The sequence below is a fragment of the Allobosea robiniae genome, assembly GCF_900102525.1.
In the GTDB taxonomy this organism is placed as follows: Bacteria; Pseudomonadota; Alphaproteobacteria; order Rhizobiales; family Beijerinckiaceae; genus Allobosea; species Allobosea robiniae.
Map to the genome: position 1 here is coordinate 161,880 of NZ_FNBZ01000004.1, position 20,112 is coordinate 181,991.

Consider the following 20,112-nt stretch of genomic DNA (forward strand, 5'->3'; position numbering starts at 1 on the left):
CACGCCTGGCTTTATTCATAAGCTCACCACGGTCTTAAGCCTGCTAAATCGAGTGTTAACCACAGAAAAAACCGAGCGCGAAACAAGCCAATTCTTCGATCCGCTTAACCGATCAGCAAGGCGAGCGGGCTAATGTCGTTCCTGTCGCTGACCGAAGCCACCTCAGAGCACAGGCAGCCGTCAAACCGTGGTGTAAAGGAGATCCAGCATGACCAATCTTTTCGCTCGCTTCGTCAAGGACGAGTCCGGCGCCACCGCCATCGAGTACGGCCTGATCGCCGCTCTGATCGCCGTCGGCATCATCATCGCCGCCACCAATCTCGGCACCGAGCTCAGCAGCATCTTCCAGCGTATCGCGGACAAGCTGCAGAACACCACGGTCTCCTGATCGTCGGTACCTGACCGATATGTCGGCAAACGCCCCGGTCATCCCGGGGCGTTTTTCTTTTCATGCTGCGTTTTATGCGGTCGCCGTAAGGGTTTGGTGAGGCATTTGCGGCATCATCGTTCCGTAGCGGAGGAAGTGTCATGACCCTGCCCCACATCGTCATGCTCGGCGTGTTTCCCTTCGCCATGGCCTATGCCGCCGCCAGCGACCTGGTCTCGATGACGATCTCGAACCGGCTCTGCCTGTTCCTTGTCGCGGGTTTCGCGGTCTGCTGCGTCCTGTTCGGCCTGAGCCCGGCCGCAATCGGCTGGCATCTCGCAGCGGGTGGGCTTGTCCTTGTGATCGCCTTCGGCCTGTTCGCGGCCGGATGGATCGGTGGCGGCGACGCCAAGCTCGCTGCCGCGACCGCGCTCTGGTTCGGCTTCGATCAATTGATGCCCTATCTGCTCATGGCAGCCTTCCTCGGCGGCCTGCTGACCATCCTCGTCCTGCGGCTGCGATCGCGCCCCCTGCCGGCCTTCGCCGAGAACTGGAGCTGGATGCGCCGGTTGCACGCCGCCAACGAGGGCGTCCCCTACGGCATCGCGCTGGCCTTCGCCGCGCTCTTGGTGCTGCCGGATACGACGATCTGGCACGCCGCGATCGGCGTCTGAAAAGCGCCGCGGACGTAACGGAAGCGAATTTCAAAAATATACGTCCAGTTAACCATAAGTTGACGTTTCCAGACGACGATCCGGGACGAGAGCCAATCACGCTTGGCTGAGGGTCGACCGTCAAATGAGTCCCGCACGCATCATCATTCTCGTGGTCGCACTCCTGGCAGGGCTGGGTGCAGCGCTGCTCGTCCAGGGCCCCAAGGCCCCCGCACCCGTCGCAAAGATCCAGCCGGCGCCGACAGTACCGGTCCTGGTCGCGGCGGCCGAGATTCCCGTCGGCAATACGGTGACGGCCAACGACCTGCGCTGGCTCGACTGGCCGCTGGCCAGCGTACCGGCCGGCGTCATCCGCAAGGACGAAGCGCCCGAAGCCGAAAAGGAGATCATCGGGCAGGTGTCGCGCTACGCCACCCTCGGCGCCGAGCCGATCCGCCGCGAGAAGTTGATCAAAACGGACGGAACCGGCTTTCTCTCGGCCGTCCTGCCCGCGGGCATGCGCGCCGTCGCGATCTCGACCGACAGCCGCGGTGCCAACACCGCCGGCGGCTTCATCCTCCCCAACGACCGCGTCGACGTGATCTCCACCGAGCGCGGCGAAGCAGCGGGCGGCCAGGAATCCTACGCCAGCGAAGTCATCCTGCGGAACATCCGCGTGCTGGCCATCGGCCAGAACGTGCAGGAACGCAACGGCGAGAAGGTCGTGGTTGGCGAAACCGCCACGCTGCAAGTCGAGCCCGGGCAGGTCGAGAGCCTGGTCCAGGCCCAGAAGACGGGCACGCTCTCGCTCGCCCTGCGCAGCCTCAAGGATGCCAACGAAACCGCGCCACCGACCCAGGCAGACAACTCCATGACGCTCGTGCGCTACGGTGTGACCTCGAAGAGCGTGAAGCCATGATCAGATCTTCTCTCCGCATCGCGACGGCTCTCGCGCTCGCCCTCGCCGCCGGCAGCGTCGCCGCCCAGTCGAGCAGGAGCGGCCCCGCTCCCGTCATCAATGTCGGCTCGAGCGAGAACGCGATCTCCCGCAAGCTCGACCTCTCGATCGGCCGCTCGCTCATCGTCGAGCTGCCGCGCGACGCCAAGGAGGTCTTCGTCGCCAACCCGAAGGTCGCCAACGCGGTCGTCCGGACGGCGCGCAAGCTTTTCGTGATCGGCATCGCCGACGGCGCGACCTCGATGTTCGTGATGGATGGCGACGGCCAGCAGATCACCGCGCTCGACATCAATGTCGGGCGCGACCTCAACGTTCTCAGGCAGACACTGCGCACGGCGCTGCCGAACGCGCAGATCGAGATCAAGCCGGCGGGCGATTCGATCCTGCTCGTCGGGACGGTGCCCGATGCCTCGGATGCGACCCAGGCCGTCGACATCGCCAAGGCCTTCGTCGGCAGCGACGCGACAGGAAAGAGCGGGACGGTCATCAACTCGCTGACCATCCGCGACCGCGACCAGGTGATGGTGAAGGTCACGGTGTCCGAGGTCTCGCGCAAGGCGATCAAGCAGCTCGGCATCAATTCCAGCGGCGAATGGAAGCTCGGCAACTTCTCCATCACGCCCTCGATCGACAACCCGTTCTCGCTCTCGCCGCAGGCCTTGTCCGCCTCGGCGATCGGCGCCGGCATCGGCAACTCCCAGAACTTCACGCTGCGCGCCCTTGAACGGGCCGGCATGGCGCGCGTCCTCGCCGAACCGACGGTGACCGCGATCTCGGGCGAGAGCGCGAAATTCACGGCCGGCGGCGAGGTCCCGATCCCGACCGGCTACACCTGCGACCCGTCCAAGGCCGTCTGCTCGCTCGGCGTCTCCTACAAGCCCATCGGCGTCGCCCTGAACTTCACGCCGATCGTGCTCTCGGCCAACAAGATCAGCATGCGCATCGCGACCGAGGTCACCGAACTCGACTTCGAGAACCAGATCGTGCTCCAGGGCGGCTCCGGCCAGCCGACCGTCACCGTCCCCGCCTTCCGCGTGCGCAAGTCCGACACCACGGTCGAGCTGCCATCCGGCGGCACGCTGGCCACCGCCGGCCTGATCCAGCGCGTCTCCAAGAGCTCGATCAACGGCCTGCCCGGCCTGATGAACCTGCCGATCATCGGCGTGCTGTTCCGCTCGCGCGACTACCAGCGCGAGGAGACCGAGCTGATGATCACGGTCACGCCCTACATCGCCAAGCCGATGCAGCCGACCGAGGTCCAGCGGCCCGATGACGGCTTCGTCGAAACGCACGACTCCCAGGCGATCCTGCTCGGCCGCCTGAACAAGATCTACGGCAGCGGCGGCGGCCCGATTCCCCAGGCCTACAAGGGCCGCGTCGGCTTCATCGCCGACTGAGCGCCCGGCGACAACGATGATGGATGGCCCGACCATGACGGTTTCCCACCGGAACGACTCGACAGGACCGCGCCTGATCGTCGCCGTGCTGGCGCTCGGCGCCATCCTAGGCGGCTGCGCCAAGCGAACGGCGGAGAGCGACACGCTCGCCTTCGGGCCGGACGACGTGCGCGAGCGGCACCCGATCGTCCTGCGCGACGCCCCCCGTTCGCTCGACGTCTTCGTCGGGCGTTCCGGCGGCAGACTCGATATCAGGCAGGCCGAGGATGTCGCCAGCTTCGCCCGCGAATTCCGCCGCTCCGGCAAGGGTGGCCTGGTGGCCGAGGTCCCGACCGGAGCCCACCGCGACCATGCGACCCAGGATACGCTGAACGGCATCCGGGCGGCCTTGTCGCGCGGCGGCGTTTCGCCCGGCATCCTCAGCGTCCGCAGCTACCCGGTTCAGGATCCGGGCCTGGCCTCGCCGATCCGCCTGACCTTCGCCTCGCTCCAGGCGAGCGTGCCGCATCGCTGCGGACAATGGCCGACAGACCTGGGCAGCTCCGAGTTCAGGTTCTCGTCCTCGAACGCACCCTACTGGAATCTCGGCTGCTCCTCGCAGGCGACGCTGGCCGCACAGGTGGCCGATCCGATCGATCTCGTCCGGTCGCGCGACGAAGGCCGCCCCGACATCGTCAAGCGCATGGGCGCCATCACGAAGATCCGCGAAGGCAAGGACCCCTCGACCCAGTACCGGCAGGCGACGCCGCAGATCAACTCCACGGTCGGAGGCGGCAACTGATGCATTCCGAAACCCGCGAGAATTCGGCGATCGAGCTGCCCAGCGACGAGACCATCGCACCGTTGCCGCGCATCACGCTGCAGGCCTTCTGCGAAACGCCGGCCATTGCCGCGACCATGCAGGCCGCGGTCGCCGACCGGCGCATGGACAAGGCGCATGCCCGCGTCCAGATGGGCGGCCCGGCTGCCGCCGTCGAGGCCTTCCGCTCGGCCCCGACGCCCAACATCATCGTGCTCGAAGCCGTGGCAGACCCGGCGACGCTGGTCTCGCATCTCGAATCGCTGTCTGAAAGCTGCGACGCCGGCACCAAGGTCGTCGTGATCGGCCATGTCAACGACGTCCAGCTCTATCGCGACCTGATCCGGCGCGGCGTCAGCGAGTACCTGATCGCGCCGCTGGAGCCCCTCGACGTCCTGCGCACCCTGTCGGAGCTCTATGTCGCCCCGGAGGCCCGCAATCTCGGCCGCGTCATCGCGGTGATGGGCGCCAAGGGCGGCGTCGGCGCTTCGACGGTCGCGCACAACGTCTCCTGGGCGATCGCCCGCAATCTCGACGCCTCGACCGTCATCGTCGATCTCGACATCGCCTTCGGCACGGCCGGCCTGAACTTCAACCAGGACCCGCCGCAAGGCATCGCCGAAGCCGTGTTCGCACCCGAGCGCCTCGATTCCAACCTGCTTGACCGGCTGCTCTCGCGCTGCAGCGACAACCTCGCGCTGCTCGCCGCCCCGGCCGTGCTGGACCGGACGATCGATCTCGACGAGGAGGCACTCGAACAGCTCCTCGATCTGCTGCGCGCCAGCGTGCCCTGCATCATCCTCGACGTGCCGCACCAGTGGGGCGCCTGGGTCAAGCGCACGGTGCTCAGCGCCGACGAGATCGTCATCGTCGCCGAGCCGGAGCTCGCCTCCCTGCGCAACGCCAAGAACCTGATCGACCTGTCGCGGGCGACGCGGCCGAACGATGCCGTCGCCCGGCTCGTCCTCAACCGGGTCGGCGTCCCGAAACGGCCGGAGATCAATGCCGGAGAGTTCTCGAAGGCGCTCGGTATCGACGTGCTCAGCACGATTCCGTTCGACGCCCACCTGTTCGGTACCGCTGCCAACAACGGCCAGATGATCGCCGAGGTGCAGGCCGGGAGCAAGGCGACCGAGGCCTTCACCCAGATCGCCAGCGCCCTGACCGGACGCGGCGAAGCCAAGCGGGGCCGGCGCAGCCTGCTCGAACCGTTCGTCGCGAAGCTGAAGCGCCGCAAGGCCTCGTGACGGGCAGGAACCGACGATGACGGGACGATGCCCGCTCACCAGGCAAGAGACCGGCCCGGACCGGGCGGGAGAGTGACGAGATGTTCGGCAAGCGATCCGCAGGCGCAGGTCACGCGCCCAATCTGAGCGCAAGGTCGCCCGCAGCCATGCCGGCTGCGCCGCGCAGCAAGCCCGAGCCGGTTCAGGCCGCCGCGGAAGAGCGCAGGATCACGCCGGTCGCCGAGACGACCCCGCGATCCGAAGACTACTACCAGATGAAGAGCACGATCTTCGGGGCGCTGATCGAGGCCATCGATCTGTCGCAGCTCGCGAAGCTCGACGCCGAATCCGCCCGCGAGGAAATCCGCGACATCATCAACGAGATCATCTCGCTGAAGAATGTCGTGCTGTCGATCGCGGAGCAGGAGGAACTGCTCGACGACATCTGCAACGACGTGCTCGGCTACGGACCGCTCGAGCCCCTGCTGGCACGCGACGACATCGCCGACATCATGGTCAACGGCGCCGGCCGGACCTTCATCGAAACCGCCGGCAAGATCCAGCTCACCAACATCCGCTTCCGCGACAACGCCCAGCTGATGAATATCTGCCAGCGCATCGTCAGCCAGGTCGGCCGCCGCGTCGACGAAAGCTCGCCGATCTGCGATGCGCGCCTCGCCGACGGCTCGCGCGTCAACGTCATCGCGCCGCCGCTGGCGATCGACGGCCCGGCCCTCACTATCCGCAAGTTCAGGAAGGACAAGCTGACGCTCGACCAGCTCGTCAAGTTCGGCGCGATCTCGCCGCCGGGCGCCGAGCTCCTCAAGATCATCGGGCGCGTCCGCTGCAACATCGTCATCTCCGGCGGCACGGGCTCGGGCAAGACGACGCTGCTCAACTGCCTGACCAACTATATCGACCATGACGAGCGCGTGATCACCTGCGAGGACGCGGCCGAGCTCCAGCTCCAGCAGCCGCATGTGGTGCGGCTCGAAACCCGCCCGCCCAATCTCGAAGGCACCGGCGCGGTGACGATGCGCGATCTCGTCAAGAACTGCCTGCGCATGCGCCCCGAGCGTATCATCGTCGGCGAGGTGCGCGGACCCGAGGCCTTCGACCTGCTCCAGGCGATGAACACGGGCCATGACGGCTCGATGGGCACGCTGCACGCCAACTCGCCGCGCGAGTGCCTGAGCCGTATCGAATCGATGATCACCATGGGCGGCTTCTCGCTGCCCTCGAAGACTCTGCGCGAGATGATCTGCTCCTCGGTCGACGTCATCATCCAGGCCCAGCGCCTGCGCGACGGATCGCGCCGCATCACCCACATCACCGAAGTGATGGGCATGGAGGGCGAAGTGATCACGACGCAGGACCTGATGCTCTACGATATCGTCGGCGAGGATGCCGCCGGCAAGCTCATCGGCCGGCACCGCGCCACCGGCGTCGGACGGCCGCGCTTCTGGGAGCGCGCGCGCTATTTCAACGAGGACCAGCGCCTCGCCGCCGCTCTCGACCAGCTCGAAGACGCGGGCGTCAGCAATGCCGTCTGAGCGGAAGGCCTTACCGGGAGGCGGGGCATGAATACGAGCACGCTCGCCGTCGCCCTGCTCGCCATGTTCGCCGTCGGCGGCGTGGTCTATGCGCTGTTGTATCCGACGCTGAGCGGCCAAAAGCGCGCCGAGAAGCGACGCAAGGAATTCGCCGGGCCGAGCACGGTTCGCGGCATCGACCGGGAGGCACAGGCGCGCCAGAAGCGCGGCCAGGTCGCGCAAAGCCTCAAGGAACTCGAGGACCGCGAGAACGCGCGCAACAAGGTCCCGCTCGAGCAGCGCATCGCCCAGGCCGGACTGACCTGGACCGCCAGGAAATATTACGCGATCAGCGCGGGCGTCGCGGCCGTGCTCGGGCTCACGCTGTGGCTCGCGAGCGGAACCTGGGTCCTCGGTCTCGCCGGTCTCTTCATCGGCGGCTTCGGCATCCCCGCCTGGTTCCTGAAACGCTGCAAGATCAAGCGACTGAAGAAGTTCGGGGCCGAATTCCCCAACGCGCTCGACGTCATCGTGCGTGGCATCAAGGCGGGCCTGCCCGTCAACGACTGCCTGCGCATCATCGCCAACGAGGCGGTGGAGCCGGTGAAGAGCGAGTTCAGAATGATCATCGAGGGACAGGCGCTGGGCCTGCCGCTGTCGGAGGCCACGGTCAAGCTGTTCGAGCGGATGCCCTGTGCCGAGGCCAATTTCTTCGGAATCGTCATCGCCATCCAGCAGAAGACCGGTGGCAACCTGTCCGAAACCCTCGGGAACCTCTCGCGCGTGCTGCGCGAACGCCGCAAGATGCGCGACAAGATCCAGGCCGTGTCGACGGAGGCGAAGGCCTCGGCGGCGATCATCGGATCGCTGCCCCCGATCGTGGCATTCCTCGTCTGGCTCACCACCCCGAAATATATCGAGCTTCTCTGGATCACCAATTCCGGCAAGGTCGCGCTGGTCGCGAGCGGCCTGTGGATGCTGATCGGCATCCTGGTCATGCGCAAGATGATCAACTTCGAGATCTGAGGCGGACGATGATTTCCCAGATCGCCAGCGCCGTCACCAATCCGCAGTTCATGATGGGCCTGCTGGCGGCCATCGCGGCAGCCGCGACCGTGCTGACGATCGCGATTCCGCTGACCGAGGGCAACAGCCTCCAGAAGCGGATGAAGAACGTCGCGACGGAACGCGAGAAGATCCGCGCCCGCGAACGTGAACGGCTCAACCGGCAGAACGAGAAGGTCTCGCTGCGGCAGGAGCCGAAAGCCTACATGCGGCGCATCGTGGAGCGGTTCAAGCTGGGCGACTGGCTCGGCACCGAAAACGCCAAGAAGCAGCTCGCCATGGCCGGCTATCGCGGCCCCCAGGCCGAGATCACCTTCCTTTTCTTCCGTCTCGCCGTGCCGGTCGGGCTGTTCCTGCTAACACTGTTCTACGTCTTCGCCATCAACGGTTTCGGCCAGCCCTTCGCGGTCAAGATCGCCATGGCCATCGCCGGCGCCTATATCGGCATCAAGGCGCCGGAGGTCTTCCTGACGAACCAGGCCGGCAAGCGGCAGGCGTCGATGCGCCAGGCCTTTCCGGATGCGCTCGACCTGCTGCTGATCTGCGTGGAAGCCGGCATGTCGATCGAGCATGCCTTCCGGAAGGTCTCCGGCGAGATCGGCAATCAGTCGGTTCCGCTGGCGGAGGAATTCGCGCTGTGCACCGCCGAGCTCTCCTATCTCTCCGACCGCCGCATCGCCTACGAGAACCTCGCGCTCCGCACCGGCCTCGAAAGCGTCCGGTCGGTCTCGACGGCCCTGATCCAGGCCGAGCGCTACGGCACGCCGCTGGGAACCGCACTGCGCACGCTCGCACAGGAAAGCCGTGACCAGCGCATGAACGCGGCCGAGAAGAAGGCGGCCGCGCTGCCGCCGAAACTCACGGTGCCGATGATCCTGTTCTTCCTGCCGGTGCTGTTCGTCATCATCATGACGCCCGCGCTGATTCAGGTCTTCAAGTGGAAGTGAGGTCGATCGACCGCCATGCCTGTCGGATCTCATTCAAGATGAGACTGCCTCGCTCACGGTGAGACTGGAGCATGCACGAATCTCACGCGGGTGAGACCGATATGCGGCTAGTGCACGCCAAAAACCCCCCGCAATTACAGTTGCTGACCTGATTTCAAACGCATCAGGCCTTGAATGAGATTTCTGGCGCGCAGCTCTCATGCAACCTAACGGATATCCTTCGTCGTCAAGCGCGACCAGCTGCCGTCAGCGCGGGCGATATAGGTCCTGGTCCGCCCGAGCCAGGTCTTCCGTACGCTCAGGTCGTAGTTGAGGTAGAGCCGTCCATCGACGATCGACCAGGCTTCCGGCTCGATCTTCACGAGATACCCCCGCGAAGTCCCATAGGCGCAGAAGCCGCCATAGGCCGGCAGGTAGCGCTGTGGATCGGCCTCGAACAGTGCCTTGTGCTCGGCGCTGACGAAACGCCAGGTCGCACCGCCATAATGGGCCGCGAATTCCGGCTTGCCGAGCCGCGGACCTCCGTCGCGAAAATAGGCGACGGGATCGTAGCCGCGGATCGCGACGCCATCCGGCGAGCCGAGCGTGTTGACCGGGCGTCGAGCCTCGGCGCGGACCTCGCCGCCGGCAGCGAGCGCCGCCGCGGCGAGACCGATGAAGGCGCGTCTGTCGAGCATGGCGTCACCTCTCGCGCGCTTCCAGAGCCTCGAAGACATAGGCCGCGAGATAGCCGTAGAGCGCGTGGCCGATGAGGCTCATGAAGGAGAGGCGCGGCACGTCGTTCAGCAGGAAATGCTGCCCGGCCAACGGCGCGAAGAAGGCGAGCGCGATGAAATAGGTGATCACACCCCAGATCCAGCCATCGACCGGCATGCCGAAGCTCTTCACCCGGCGCGTCAGGAGCCAGTAGCCGAGCGGATAGAACAGAAAGCCGGTCGTGAAATGCAGCAGCTTGGCGGTCGGCGTCGAGATCGTCAGGCCGAGCTGATGATAGAAGAGCGACTTCACCAGCTCCGGCGGTTCCAGCGGAAATTCGGCGAACCAGGCGGTCGGTACGGCCGAGAACAGTTCCCAGAAGCCGAGGCCGGCAAAGCCGCCGAGAGCCAGGTTGATGACAGTGCGGGTCGAGGGCAGCGCGAAGCTGCGGGTCATGGTCGCGGTGGTCATGGCAGGGGTCCTTTCCGGTGTCAGTGGGCGATGGCAAGCGGGGTGGAAGCGATGGCGAGACCTGCGAGCCGCCCGGCTCTGCTGCCGTGCAACTGCGCCAAGCGGCGGGCGGCGAAGAGATTGGAGCCGCCGCGGCGCCTGAGGCGCTCAGTGAGGATTTCGGCGGCACGCTCGTGCTCGTCGGCGCGGATCAGGCTCTCGGCATAGGCCTGCTCGAACAGGTCACGCTGGGCATGGCTGCCGCCGATCGCGATCAAGCCGTTGCGGGCTGAGCCGAGCAGACGGGCGGCCTCGTCATAATCGCCCTCATGGAAGGCGATCAGCCCGAAGGCAGCCAGCCCGCCGTGACGGGCAGCATCGCGCCGCTCGCTGCTGGGATGCGCTTCCGCATCCTCGATCAGGCTGCGGGCGATGCTCTCGGCCCCGTTGGCCTGGCCGGCGCCGAGCAGGGACAGCGCATAGTGCAGATCGGCAAAGACGAGGCGGCCGTCATGGATGCGCCCCTCGGCCTTGGCGGCCAATTCTTCCCAGCGATCGCCGATATCGACGCCGGCATAGTCGAGCCGGGCGAGCAGCGAGGCGCCGTTGGCGATGTCGCGGTAATCGTCGGTCGGCTCGGCCCGGATCTCCTCGTCATAGAGCCGCAGCACCTCGGCGGTCTCGCCGCGTTCCAGACGGAACAGCGCGAGATGCCAGAAGATGTGGAAGCGCAGGTTGTTGGCGTGGGCAACCTCGCGCCCGTCGCCGAGCCAGATGATGCCCTCATCGGCGCGCCCCGTCATCTCCAGCACATGGGCGACGGCGTGGCGGCCCCAGGCGTCGCGCGGGCTCAAGGCCACGGCACGGCGACCGATACGCTCGGCCTGCGCATAGAAGCCGCGCTCCTCCAGCGCGAAGGCATGGCAGCCATGGACGAAGCCGGCGAGCGGATGGCTCTCGCCGAAGCCTGGCGCGAAACGGTTGAGCGTCGCGAGCATCTCGCCCTGGTCGCCGAGCATGAAGCGCAGCCCATGCGAGAGCTTGAGCGCCAGAACGTCGAAGGGATGGACGAGAAGGATCGCCTCCAGCCGTTCGGCCGCCCGGCGCGGCTGATCGTCGAGCCAGAATGCCAGGGCCTCGACGATCATCGTTTCGCGCCGCGTCACCGGCCGCAACAGCGCCGCCGCGCGCGCACTGGCCAGGCACTCGCGGGCCGGGGCGACGAGCTCGGCACGGGCCAGCGAGAGCAGCATCAGCCCCTTGGCGGCATGGGCCAGCGCGAAATCCGGGTCGGCGGCGAGCGCCCGGGCGAGATGCTCGGGCGTCGCGGCGGCGTGGGCCATCAGCGCTTCGAGCATGTCGTTCCAGGCGAGGCGCGCGGCGTCGTTGAAGACGGTGATGCGATCGCCGGAGAGGTCGTGATGAACGGCATAAGACATGGGCTGCTCCATTGCCGCGCCGGTGAAGGGCGCTCGTCAGGGAGTTCGCAACGGCGCGATCAAACGGCGTTCAACTCGCTTCACGGACCCGTGTTGTCAGCGGGGCCTGCGCGGCCGGTTCGCTCCGCGGCCCGGCGAGTGGCCTGCGCCCCGGGCCAGCCCATGGCGCGCTCTTGAACCAGCCGACCACGAGCGCGGTGACGAGGATCAGCGCGAAGCCAGTGAGATTGAGCGCCGCCACGACAGGCTCGCTGCGCCCGGCCATATCAGCGATCGTGCCCAGCAGCCGCGCCAGTACGACACTTGCCAGGAAACACGCGAGCGACTGCCGCCCGATCAGGATGAGCAGATGGCCTGCGCCGCGATCGAGCCGGTCCCGCCAGGGCTCGATCAGACTCAGCACGAGATAAGCCAGCGCCAGGAAATGCAGCACGCGCAGGATATGCAGGTCGGTCTTCTCGCTGGCCGGGATGACGAGATCGCGAGCCGCTTGCGCCAACGGCCAGTGTTCCAGGATGCCCCAGAAGGACAGCGGCACCGAGAGCAGGAGGAAGAGCGCGGCCGCCAGCATCAATCGCCGGTCACCAAGCGGAGGCATCGGCAGCCATTTCATGGCGATGAAGAAGCCGATGAAGAAGATGAACTGCCAGGCGAACGGATTGAGGAACCAGCCGGCGCCGTTCCACGGGTTGCCGGAGAGATTGAGGCCGGTCGCCCAAACCGCGGCATAGAGGGTTGCCGCGATCAGGAACGGCAGGGCGGCATGGAGCCGACGCCCCAGCATCATCACGGGCACGAGCGCCAGGATGACGAGATACATCGGCAGGATGTCGAGATAGTCCGGCTGCCAGGAGAGCGTGGCAAGGCCGAGCAGAGCGTTCTCGGGATCGGCGAGCAGCGGCTGGAACTGCTGCGCGACCACGGCGAGGCCGAGGAACCGGTCCAGCGCGGCGGCGAGCGCGATCAGCGCCAGCACGAGGCCGATCTGCGCCCAGTAGACCTGCCAGATCCTGTAGGCGATGCGCGCCGTACCCAGCCGCCACCCGCGACGCGTGAAGACGCTGCCGAAGGCGAGCGCGCTGGCGATGCCGGAGCAAAAGACGAAGAGCTCCGCGCCGGAGGAAAAGCCGAAGCGCGCGGGAATCCAGCCGTTCCAGCTGTTCTCCGGCAGATGCGCGACGAAGATGATCAGCATGGTCAAGCCGCGAAAGAGGTCGAGTCGCTCGTCGCGAGGCCGCTTCGCGGGAGCGGTGGAGGCTGCGGCCATCAGAACGCTCCCTCGTAGCTGGAAGCGTCGATGCGGCAGGCGAGCACAGTGAAGCGGTCGCGGCGGAGGGCCGCCTCCGCCTCGCGCGCCAGCGTTTCGCGGTCGTCGATCGTGGCGCCGCGCCCGCCCATTGCGCGGGCGATGGCGGCGAAATCTGTCTCGCCGATATCGACGCCGGCGCGGACCAGGCCGAGCTGGCGCTGCTTCAGAGCGATCAGCCCGAGCGCCCGATCGACGAGCGCGACGACGATCACCGGCAGGCCGAGATCGCGCAGCGTCGCCAGCTCGCCCAGCACCATTTCGAGCCCGGCATCCCCGACGAAGCACAATGTCGGCCGGCCAGAGCCCCGCGCCGCGCCTATCGCCAGCGGCAGGGCGCAGCCCATGGTGCAGAATCCGCTCGATTGCAGCAGGCGGCGCGGGCCGTCGCAGCCCCACATCTGGCTGAGCAGGATGCGGTGCGCCCCGGAATCGGCGGTCGCGATGATGCCGGCCGGCGCGGCCCGGCGTAGCGTCTCGAAGACCGCATGCGGCCCCCATCCGTCGGGAGCGGCGAAGGCGGCGCGGAAGGCCGTACGGATCGCGGCAGGCTCGCCGCCCGGCCAGCTTGCCTTCGCCACCCGCTCTTCCGAGAGCCTCGTCAGCGTCATGCCGACATCGCCTTCGAGCAACAGGCTGGAATGATGCATGCCGTGCTGGATCGGCTCCGCAACGATATCGATAACGGGCGTGCCGGCCGGCCAGGGGTTTCGCCAGCCCTGGCGCATCTCGATCGGATCGTAGCCGGCGAGCACGATCAGGTCGGCGGCCTCGATCAGCGGCCGGACGATTGCGTCGGCCCTGGGCGAAAGGCCGACGGCCCCGATCACGCGCGGATCATCTTCCGGCACCAGCCCCTTGGCCTTGTAGGTGGTGAGCAGCGGCGCGCCGATGCGGGCCAGGAACTCGTCGAGCGCAACCGCTGCGCCGTCCTGGCCGACAAGATCGAGCCCCGCGATCACCAGAGGACGCTGCGCGGTGGCGATCAGCGCTTGCGCAGGCCGAAGATCGGCCGGGACGGAAGGCGCCACGGAGAGCACGGCTGGCGCCGTGCGCCTGGTGGTACGGGCTTCCGCGACCGAGATCGGCAGGTCGATATGGACCGGTCCCGGCCGCCCGCGCCGGGCGATGGCGACGGCCTTGGCCACGACAAGGTCCTCGGTGCCCGGCGCGACACGGAAGCTCGCCTTCACCAGCGGGCGCAGCACGGCCTGATGATCGAAGACCTGATGCGTGTAGCTCTCGGCCAGAGCCTGGTCGACGCAGCCGGTCACGACGATCAGGGGCACGCGGTCCTGCTGGGCATTGGCGACGACATTGACCGCATTGGCGACGCCGGGACCCAGCGTCGCGACCAGCACGGGCAGCGCGCCGGTCGCATGCCAAAGCCCTTCCGCCATGAAGCCGGCCGCGTTCTCGTGCCGCGCGAGCTGGAAGCGGATTCCAGCGCGTTCGAGCGCATCGACCAGCGCCAGCACTTCGCCGCCGGGGATGCCGAAGGCATGGGTCGTGCCGGCCGCCGCCAACCGGGCCGCCAGGAGATCGGCGCCGGTCACGAATTCTTCCGGATCGGCTCCAGTCGGTTCCACGGCCGCTATCCGTTCGTGACGCATCGTCTCTCTCCGCCTTGCCGCAAAAGCGGCTCTGCGGGAGAGATCGCGCGGGAGCCCGGTTTGGTTACACGATCACGGAGACGTGAGACCGGCAGCCGAGGCAGGCGGCCGCATCGTCAGGCGCCAGGCGCGTTCGACCCAGGCAGCGTCTGCGACATGGCCACCGCCATGCAGGCAGAGCTCCAGCCGCGCCGGGCCGCCACAACCGGTCGCGACGCGGCAGGTCAAGCCTTCCGGCTTGAGAGCGGCGCGGGCAGCTTCCGCCCAGCCTGCGGTACAGCCGCCCGGCGCGAAGACCGCGAGGCTCTTGAAGACATCGCCCTGCCGGGAGCCCTGGCGCAGGGTGCGGCCGGCGAGCGGCACGGTCGTGTCGCTCATGCCATGGACATGGATCAGCGGCGGGCGCGGACCTGCGCAGCTTTCCGGCACCGGCTCCCAGAAAGCCCCCGCAATCGGCGCGAAGCCAGCAAAGCGCCCGGGCATCCGGCAGCCGAGATACCAGACCATCGAACCGCCCTGCGAAAAACCGCTCGCAAGGATGCGGCCGGGATCGATGGGAAAGCGCGCGGCGACATCGTCGAGCACCTGTCCGACGAAGACGAACTCATCGCGATGACGGGCAGGCGAGCCAGGATAGGACCATGAGCGCCCGGCGCCGTCGGGCGCGATCAGCGCGACGCCAAGACGTCGGGTAACAGCGACGAGGCCGGCATCGGCGATCACCTCCTCGGCCGAACCCTGATAGCCGTGGAAGTACATGATCGCGCCGACCTTCCGCCCTGCCGACGCCTGCGGCGGTAGCACGATGCGGTAACGGCCGCTCGCCACGCTGCAGCCTGCATCCGCAGGGCAGGCATCGCGGGACTGGGCAGGGACGAGCGTCTGCGCCGCGGCCGACGCCATCAGGACGAAGCCGGCCAGCGCACCGACGAGCCCTAGCCTCGATGCCATTTGCGATCTCTCCGCTGCTTCGCTGAAGCCTGCCCTTGCGCGCGAGCGTAGCCGGAGCGCGCCGGCGCTTCACCCGGCCATCGCGGGCTTGTGAGCCGGCCCTGGCCATGCAACGGACTTGCGTTGCGAATCCCCCTGCGAACAAGCGCAAGACGTGTCGCTGCAAGAGCTCGAAACCCAGCTCCGACCGATCTTCCTCGCGGCCCTTGCCGGCGATGCCGCGGCCTATCGCCTGTTCCTCGACACGATCAGCTTGCGGCTGCGCGGCTATCTCCGCCAGATGCTGGCCCGTGCCGGTCGGACCGAGGCGAGCGAGGCCGAGGACGTGCTGCAGGAAACCCTGCTGGCGCTGCACCTGTCGCGCCACACCTACGACGCCGCGAGCCCGGTGACGGCCTGGGCGCATGCGATCGCGCGCTACAAGCTGGTGGATCATCTGCGCCGCTCCGGCCGCCATGTCGGAGCCCTGCCGCTTGAGGACGAAGCCCATCAGCTCGCAGGCCCTCCGGAGAGTGCCGCGGTCGACGCAAGGCTCGATCTGGCACGCGCGATGGAAGCTTTGCCGGAGCGCACACGGCGCCTGATCGATCAGGTCAAGCTCCAGGGCACCAGCGTCGCCGACGCCGCCACCGCTGCCGGGATGACGGAAACGGCAGCCAAGGTCGCGATCCATCGCGGCCTTCAGGCCATGGCACAATTCCTCTCGAAACGGAGGAAGCAACCATGACGATGTGCATCAGGCATCGACACGCCGTAACCTTTCGCCGGCTCCGCGCGAACTCCCCTTGAACCGGACACCTTCGAAAATCGGACATGCAGACCGACGATTTGATCTCCCTGATGAGCATGGACAGCCGGCCGGTCGATACCGGCTGGCTGCGTCGCACGACGTGGCTCTCGGCATTCGCGGCGCTCGCGGCAACGGCCGGACTTGTCCTGCTGACGCTCGGAACCAGGCCCGACCTCGCAAGCGCCTGGACGACGCTGCCGGTCATCGCCAAGGCCGCATTCGGCGCCAGCGTCGCGGCCATTGCGCTCGTGCTGTTCCAGAACAGCCTGCGGCCGGGCCTGAAGCCGGCGCGGCGCCTGCCGCTCGTTGCGCTCCCGCTGCTGGCTGCTGCTGGCTGGGCCCTCCTGACGCTGGCGCAGGCGCCGGCCGAGCAATGGCATGCCTTGATCTTCGGCCGCTACTGGCGAGCCTGCCTCATTGCGGTACCGCTCTACGCGCTGCTTCCGCTCGTCGTGCTTTTGCTGCTGGCTCGCCGCGGCGCACCGGTCGACAGCGCCTTGACGGGGGCCTGCGCCGGCCTCGCCTCGGCTGGGCTCGCCACGATCGCCTACAGCCTGCACTGCCCGGACGATACCGCGCCCTTCCTGGCGACCTGGTACACGATCGCGACCGCGATCATGACCGCGCTCGGCGCGCTCATCCTGCCGCGTTTCCTGCGCTGGTGACGCGAATGCGCACCGTGCGCCAAAACGATGCTCTGGCTTCCAGCATTGTCGTCGCCGCCGCTGGTACGGGGGGTCCTGCACGCGTGTGGACGAACTGCGTCTGCTTATGGTGCGGTGCAGCCCTGTTTCCTTACAGGCCTGCCATCTGGCAACAACCGTTCGCAGCGCTGCTCGATACCACACCCAGCTCCGGCCGCTACTTCCAGCATATCTCGACGGCGTCTTTGAGACGGCCCGGATACCAGCGCCGGGCTTTTTTGAGCCCGGCGATCCCTGGAAATGGCAGTTCAGGCGGACGGGGTTGCGGCCGGCGGGGAACCCGCTCCCCGCGCCGGCGGCGGCTGCCTGGCGGGCGACTGGGCCTGGCCCGACTGGGACTGGCCATTCTTGCCACCCTTGAGCATCTCCCAGCTGTTGCGCTGGCTGACGCTGCGCTTGAGATAGGCGATCGTCTGGGCGGCTTCGGCCGGGCTCTGATCGCGCCGCGCCCAGGTCTCCGCCTCCCCGAAGCGGCCCTGCAGGCCGAGGACGAGGACGAGGTTCTGACGGACGCGGGCATCGGCGCGCTCGGAGGCTGCGGCCTCGGCCAGGATGCGCTCGGCCTCCGGCAGGTTGCGCGAGAGGGCGAGCGACAGCCCGTAATTCGACATGATCGTCGGCTCGTTGGGAGCAAGCTTCAGCGCGGACTGGTAGATCTGCTGGGCACGGGTGTGGTCGCCCAGCTGATCGGCGACCGTGCCCTGCGCCGACAGGATGCGCCAGTCGGGGCGCTCGGGCGAATGCGCCCGCGAGAGAACGTCGTCCGCCTCCCGCAGGCGCCCGTTATCGGCGAGCGAACGGCCATAGGCGCCAAGAAGCTCGCGATCGTTCTGGTGGATCAGGACGGCGCCCTGAAGCACGGCCAGGGCCTGTGCGTTCTGGTCGAGGCTGCGCAGCGCGCGCGCATAGTAGAAGGCGGCGTCCCGGTCCTTGGGGTTGGCGTCGTAGCGCTTCGCCCAGGTCTCCCGGTCGGCCTGCCAGCCCGCCGCCGTACGCGGCTGGCTCGCCTGGCTGCGGCCGATCGAGCCGGTGATGTCGCCCGGGCCACCGCGCCCCTGGCAGCCCGCCAGGACGAGCGCCGCAAGGCAGACCGCGAGGCCGAGGCCGGCCCGCGAGCCGCGATGGGCCACGGGAGCGGACAGGGGCTGCATCGAGGCTGCAAGGCGGACTGAGGAATGGGGCCGGGCTGAAGAAGACATGGGCCGGATCGCCTCCCGAACACGGGTCGTCTGGATGGGTTTGTCTGGTCGATCCGGTGATAAAGCGTTAACCCTAATGCATTCTTAATCGCCGCCCCGATGCTCCCGCTCGAAATCGAACACCGCTCGTGCACAGCCTCCTGACCTCGACCGCCGCAGGCATTCCCGTTCACGCCGTCTCGACCGGCACATGGCCCGCCCTTCTGGACCAGTTGTCGCCGACCAACCGCAGCTTTGCCCTCGCCCAGGGTTTCGCCGGCCGTGCCGGCCAGCACTGCCTGCTGCCGGATCCGCAAGGGGCCATCGCGACCGTCCTGCTCGGCGTCGACACCACCGGGCGCCGACCCGATCCGTTCGCGCCGGGCCGCCTCGCCGCATTGCTGCCGGCCAGCGACTACACGCTGTCCGGCGCTATCGACGATCCGGCACTGGCGACGCTGGGCTGGCTGCTGCAGGGCTATCGCTTCGATCGCTACCGCAAACCGAACCCGGCCCGCGCCCGGCTGGTCGTACCCGACGGCGTCGACGGCGAGGAAATCAGCGTGATCGCCGAATCCGCGATGCTGGCGCGCGACCTCGTCAACACGCCGGCCAACGAACTCGGGCCGGGCGAAATCGAAGCGGCGATCCGCGGACTCGCGGCCGAATGCGGCGCGACGGTCGCCAGCATCGTCGGCGACGACCTGATCGCCCGCAATTTCCCGATGATCCACGCCGTCGGCCGCGCCTCGACACGCGCGCCGCGGCTCGTCGACCTGGTCTGGGGCGACCCTGCCCATCCCAAGGTCACGCTCGTCGGCAAGGGGGTCGCCTTCGACACGGGCGGGCTCAACCTCAAGCCCGACGCCTCGATGCTGCTGATGAAGAAGGACATGGGCGGCGCGGCGGCGGCGATCGCGGCGGCGCGGATGATCATGCTGGCGAAGCTGCCCGTGCGGCTGCGGCTGCTGGTGCCGGCCGTCGAGAATTCCGTGTCCGGCAATGCCTTCCGGCCCGGCGACGTGCTGGCGAGCCGCAAGGGCCTTTCGGTCGAGATCGGCAACACCGACGCCGAAGGCCGGCTGATCCTGGCCGATGCGCTGGCGCTGGCCGACGAGGAGGCGCCCGAGCTGCTCGTCGATTTCGCGACGCTGACCGGCGCCGCACGGACCGCGCTCGGCCCGGACCTGCCGCCGTTCTACACGCATGACGAGAGCCTCGCCGCCGAGATCGCGCGGCTCGGCATGGCCGTGAACGACCCGGTCTGGCGGCTGCCGCTCTGGCCGCCCTATGACGGCCTGCTCGATTCCAAGATCGCCGACGTCAACCATATCTCCACTGGCGGCATGGCCGGCTCGGTCACGGCGGCCCTGTTCCTCAACCGCTTCGTCGAGAAGACGCAATCCTATGTCCATTTCGACATCTATGCTTGGAATCCCTCGGCCAAGCCGGGGCGGCCAGAGGGCGGCGAATGCCAGGGCGCGCGGCTGATCCATGCGCTGGTGAAACAGCGTTTTTGATCCCGCATCGGCTGGTCCGAAAACCGGTCTCCGCTTTTCGGGCCGATGCTTTATCCGCGCGGTTAAGGCTGATCGGCAAAGGCGATTGCGCGGCAGCTCCACCGGGATAATGATACGGGTCCGTAACGATCTGGACCCGTTCATGCCCCTGGAGATCAGGCCTTCGCAGGCGCTCAAGCTGTGGCGGCAGGTGCATCTCGATCTGGTGCGGGATCATGATGCCGATCTCTCGGCCCGCCAGACCGCGATCCTGCTCACCGTCTACCTCGAATTGCCGCCGCATACGGTGCGGGGTCTCGCCCAGCAGCTCGGCGTGACCAAGCCGGTGATCACCCGCGCCCTCGATACGCTCGGCAAGCTCGGCCTGCTGACGCGCAAGCGCGACGAGGCCGACCGCCGCAATGTCGTGATCCAGCGCACCGTCGCCGGGGCGCTCGCCGTCGAGCGCCTGGCCGATCTGGTGACAGAGCATGCCAGGGAGATCGGCGGAAGCTGAGGCCCCTCCCGAACCGTCTCCCGCC

Annotated in this window: 20 protein-coding genes; 13 read left to right on the top strand and 7 right to left on the bottom strand. The window is 67.6% G+C overall.

All coding sequences use genetic code 11. The features are described from left to right. Window positions 1–208 precede the first annotated feature (208 nt). From BLQ70_RS12615 to BLQ70_RS12655, 9 genes are all read left to right on the top strand, one after another. Window positions 209–388, top strand: coding sequence for a Flp family type IVb pilin (locus BLQ70_RS12615; protein WP_061971708.1), 180 nt, complete (start codon window positions 209–211; stop codon window positions 386–388). A gap of 140 nt (window positions 389–528) precedes the next feature. Continuing rightward, window positions 529–1,041, top strand: coding sequence for an A24 family peptidase (locus BLQ70_RS12620; protein WP_091857265.1), 513 nt, complete (start codon window positions 529–531; stop codon window positions 1,039–1,041). 124 nt (window positions 1,042–1,165) lie between these two features. Further along, entirely contained in the window at window positions 1,166–1,939 is a 774-nt protein-coding gene (gene cpaB / locus BLQ70_RS12625) for a Flp pilus assembly protein CpaB (RefSeq protein WP_091857266.1), read from the top strand. After that, window positions 1,936–3,375 carry a type II and III secretion system protein family protein gene (locus BLQ70_RS12630; RefSeq protein WP_091857267.1) on the top strand — a complete coding sequence of 480 codons (1,440 nt, stop codon included), beginning with the start codon at window positions 1,936–1,938 and terminating at the stop codon, window positions 3,373–3,375. Before cpaB ends, BLQ70_RS12630 begins: the two co-directional genes overlap by 4 nt. 34 nt (window positions 3,376–3,409) lie before the next feature. Continuing rightward, the gene (locus BLQ70_RS12635; protein WP_091857749.1) at window positions 3,410–4,156 is read left to right on the top strand and encodes a CpaD family pilus assembly protein; all 747 of its coding nucleotides are present in this window, start codon (window positions 3,410–3,412) and stop codon (window positions 4,154–4,156) included. Next, window positions 4,156–5,421, top strand: coding sequence for a CpaE/TadZ family protein (locus BLQ70_RS12640; RefSeq protein ID WP_091857268.1), 1,266 nt, complete (start codon window positions 4,156–4,158; stop codon window positions 5,419–5,421). The genes BLQ70_RS12635 and BLQ70_RS12640 overlap by 1 nt, the downstream gene beginning before the upstream one ends. 80 nt (window positions 5,422–5,501) lie before the next feature. Beyond that, entirely contained in the window at window positions 5,502–6,953 is a 1,452-nt protein-coding gene (locus tag BLQ70_RS12645) for a TadA family conjugal transfer-associated ATPase (RefSeq protein WP_091857269.1), read from the top strand. 27 nt (window positions 6,954–6,980) lie between these two features. Further along, window positions 6,981–7,958, top strand: a complete 978-nt coding sequence (locus BLQ70_RS12650; protein ID WP_091857270.1) for a type II secretion system F family protein — start codon at window positions 6,981–6,983, stop codon at window positions 7,956–7,958. Between the two features lie 8 nt (window positions 7,959–7,966). After that, window positions 7,967–8,944, top strand: a complete 978-nt coding sequence (locus tag BLQ70_RS12655) for a type II secretion system F family protein (protein ID WP_061971695.1) — start codon at window positions 7,967–7,969, stop codon at window positions 8,942–8,944. Between the two features lie 206 nt (window positions 8,945–9,150). Here BLQ70_RS12655 and BLQ70_RS12660 read toward each other — a convergent pair whose 3' ends face one another. The 6 genes from BLQ70_RS12660 to BLQ70_RS12685 all read right to left on the bottom strand — a co-directional run bounded on the left by BLQ70_RS12660 (window position 9,151) and on the right by BLQ70_RS12685 (window position 15,399). Beyond that, the gene (locus tag BLQ70_RS12660; RefSeq protein ID WP_091857271.1) at window positions 9,151–9,621 is read right to left on the bottom strand and encodes a YHS domain-containing (seleno)protein; all 471 of its coding nucleotides are present in this window, start codon (window positions 9,619–9,621) and stop codon (window positions 9,151–9,153) included. A gap of 4 nt (window positions 9,622–9,625) precedes the next feature. Next, window positions 9,626–10,111 (bottom strand): DUF6789 family protein, encoded by a 486-nt coding sequence (locus BLQ70_RS12665; RefSeq protein WP_091857272.1) that lies wholly within the window; start codon window positions 10,109–10,111, stop codon window positions 9,626–9,628. 20 nt (window positions 10,112–10,131) lie between these two features. Then, complete coding sequence (locus BLQ70_RS12670) at window positions 10,132–11,529, bottom strand: tetratricopeptide repeat protein (RefSeq protein ID WP_091857273.1); 1,398 nt, start codon at window positions 11,527–11,529, stop codon at window positions 10,132–10,134. 70 nt (window positions 11,530–11,599) lie between these two features. Next, on the bottom strand, window positions 11,600–12,796 hold the full coding sequence (locus tag BLQ70_RS12675) for an OpgC family protein (protein ID WP_091857274.1): 1,197 nt from the start codon (window positions 12,794–12,796) through the stop codon (window positions 11,600–11,602). Further along, window positions 12,796–14,424, bottom strand: coding sequence for a thiamine pyrophosphate-binding protein (locus tag BLQ70_RS12680; protein ID WP_244512003.1), 1,629 nt, complete (start codon window positions 14,422–14,424; stop codon window positions 12,796–12,798). The genes BLQ70_RS12675 and BLQ70_RS12680 overlap by 1 nt, the downstream gene beginning before the upstream one ends. Window positions 14,425–14,520: 96 nt before the next feature. After that, window positions 14,521–15,399, bottom strand: a complete 879-nt coding sequence (locus BLQ70_RS12685) for a CE1 family esterase (RefSeq protein WP_091857275.1) — start codon at window positions 15,397–15,399, stop codon at window positions 14,521–14,523. 154 nt (window positions 15,400–15,553) lie between these two features. On the opposite strand from BLQ70_RS12685, the gene BLQ70_RS12690 reads away from it, so the two are divergent. Both BLQ70_RS12690 and BLQ70_RS12695 read left to right on the top strand, forming a co-directional pair. Beyond that, window positions 15,554–16,126 (top strand): sigma-70 family RNA polymerase sigma factor, encoded by a 573-nt coding sequence (locus tag BLQ70_RS12690; protein ID WP_061971685.1) that lies wholly within the window; start codon window positions 15,554–15,556, stop codon window positions 16,124–16,126. An 86-nt stretch (window positions 16,127–16,212) separates the two neighbouring features. Then, complete coding sequence (locus tag BLQ70_RS12695; RefSeq protein WP_091857276.1) at window positions 16,213–16,854, top strand: NrsF family protein; 642 nt, start codon at window positions 16,213–16,215, stop codon at window positions 16,852–16,854. A gap of 287 nt (window positions 16,855–17,141) precedes the next feature. Here the strand turns inward: BLQ70_RS12695 and BLQ70_RS12700 are convergent, their stop codons facing one another. Continuing rightward, window positions 17,142–18,044, bottom strand: coding sequence for a tetratricopeptide repeat protein (locus BLQ70_RS12700; protein ID WP_113586345.1), 903 nt, complete (start codon window positions 18,042–18,044; stop codon window positions 17,142–17,144). A gap of 176 nt (window positions 18,045–18,220) precedes the next feature. Between BLQ70_RS12700 and BLQ70_RS12705 the strand changes: the two genes are divergently transcribed. Both BLQ70_RS12705 and BLQ70_RS12710 read left to right on the top strand, forming a co-directional pair. Beyond that, entirely contained in the window at window positions 18,221–19,591 is a 1,371-nt protein-coding gene (locus BLQ70_RS12705) for a leucyl aminopeptidase family protein (protein ID WP_244512004.1), read from the top strand. A 142-nt stretch (window positions 19,592–19,733) separates the two neighbouring features. Further along, a complete protein-coding gene (locus BLQ70_RS12710) occupies window positions 19,734–20,087 on the top strand; it encodes a MarR family winged helix-turn-helix transcriptional regulator (protein ID WP_091857277.1) in 354 nt (117 codons plus the stop codon). Window positions 20,088–20,112 lie beyond the last annotated feature (25 nt).

Excerpts from the sequence above, each read along its gene's own strand:
- BLQ70_RS12615 (WP_061971708.1), top strand. The coding sequence starts at position 209 with ATGACCAATCTTTTCGCTCGCTTCGTCAAGGACGAGTCCGGCGCCACC.
- BLQ70_RS12620 (WP_091857265.1), top strand. The coding sequence starts at position 529 with ATGACCCTGCCCCACATCGTCATGCTCGGCGTGTTTCCCTTCGCCATG.
- cpaB (WP_091857266.1), top strand. The coding sequence starts at position 1,166 with ATGAGTCCCGCACGCATCATCATTCTCGTGGTCGCACTCCTGGCAGGG.
- BLQ70_RS12630 (WP_091857267.1), top strand. The coding sequence starts at position 1,936 with ATGATCAGATCTTCTCTCCGCATCGCGACGGCTCTCGCGCTCGCCCTC.
- BLQ70_RS12635 (WP_091857749.1), top strand. The coding sequence starts at position 3,410 with ATGACGGTTTCCCACCGGAACGACTCGACAGGACCGCGCCTGATCGTC.
- BLQ70_RS12640 (WP_091857268.1), top strand. The coding sequence starts at position 4,156 with ATGCATTCCGAAACCCGCGAGAATTCGGCGATCGAGCTGCCCAGCGAC.
- BLQ70_RS12645 (WP_091857269.1), top strand. The coding sequence starts at position 5,502 with ATGTTCGGCAAGCGATCCGCAGGCGCAGGTCACGCGCCCAATCTGAGC.
- BLQ70_RS12650 (WP_091857270.1), top strand. The coding sequence starts at position 6,981 with ATGAATACGAGCACGCTCGCCGTCGCCCTGCTCGCCATGTTCGCCGTC.
- BLQ70_RS12655 (WP_061971695.1), top strand. The coding sequence starts at position 7,967 with ATGATTTCCCAGATCGCCAGCGCCGTCACCAATCCGCAGTTCATGATG.
- BLQ70_RS12660 (WP_091857271.1), bottom strand. The coding sequence starts at position 9,621 with ATGCTCGACAGACGCGCCTTCATCGGTCTCGCCGCGGCGGCGCTCGCT.
- BLQ70_RS12665 (WP_091857272.1), bottom strand. The coding sequence starts at position 10,111 with ATGACCACCGCGACCATGACCCGCAGCTTCGCGCTGCCCTCGACCCGC.
- BLQ70_RS12670 (WP_091857273.1), bottom strand. The coding sequence starts at position 11,529 with ATGTCTTATGCCGTTCATCACGACCTCTCCGGCGATCGCATCACCGTC.
- BLQ70_RS12675 (WP_091857274.1), bottom strand. The coding sequence starts at position 12,796 with ATGGCCGCAGCCTCCACCGCTCCCGCGAAGCGGCCTCGCGACGAGCGA.
- BLQ70_RS12685 (WP_091857275.1), bottom strand. The coding sequence starts at position 15,399 with ATGGCATCGAGGCTAGGGCTCGTCGGTGCGCTGGCCGGCTTCGTCCTG.
- BLQ70_RS12695 (WP_091857276.1), top strand. The coding sequence starts at position 16,213 with ATGCAGACCGACGATTTGATCTCCCTGATGAGCATGGACAGCCGGCCG.
- BLQ70_RS12700 (WP_113586345.1), bottom strand. The coding sequence starts at position 18,044 with ATGCAGCCCCTGTCCGCTCCCGTGGCCCATCGCGGCTCGCGGGCCGGC.
- BLQ70_RS12710 (WP_091857277.1), top strand. The coding sequence starts at position 19,734 with ATGCCCCTGGAGATCAGGCCTTCGCAGGCGCTCAAGCTGTGGCGGCAG.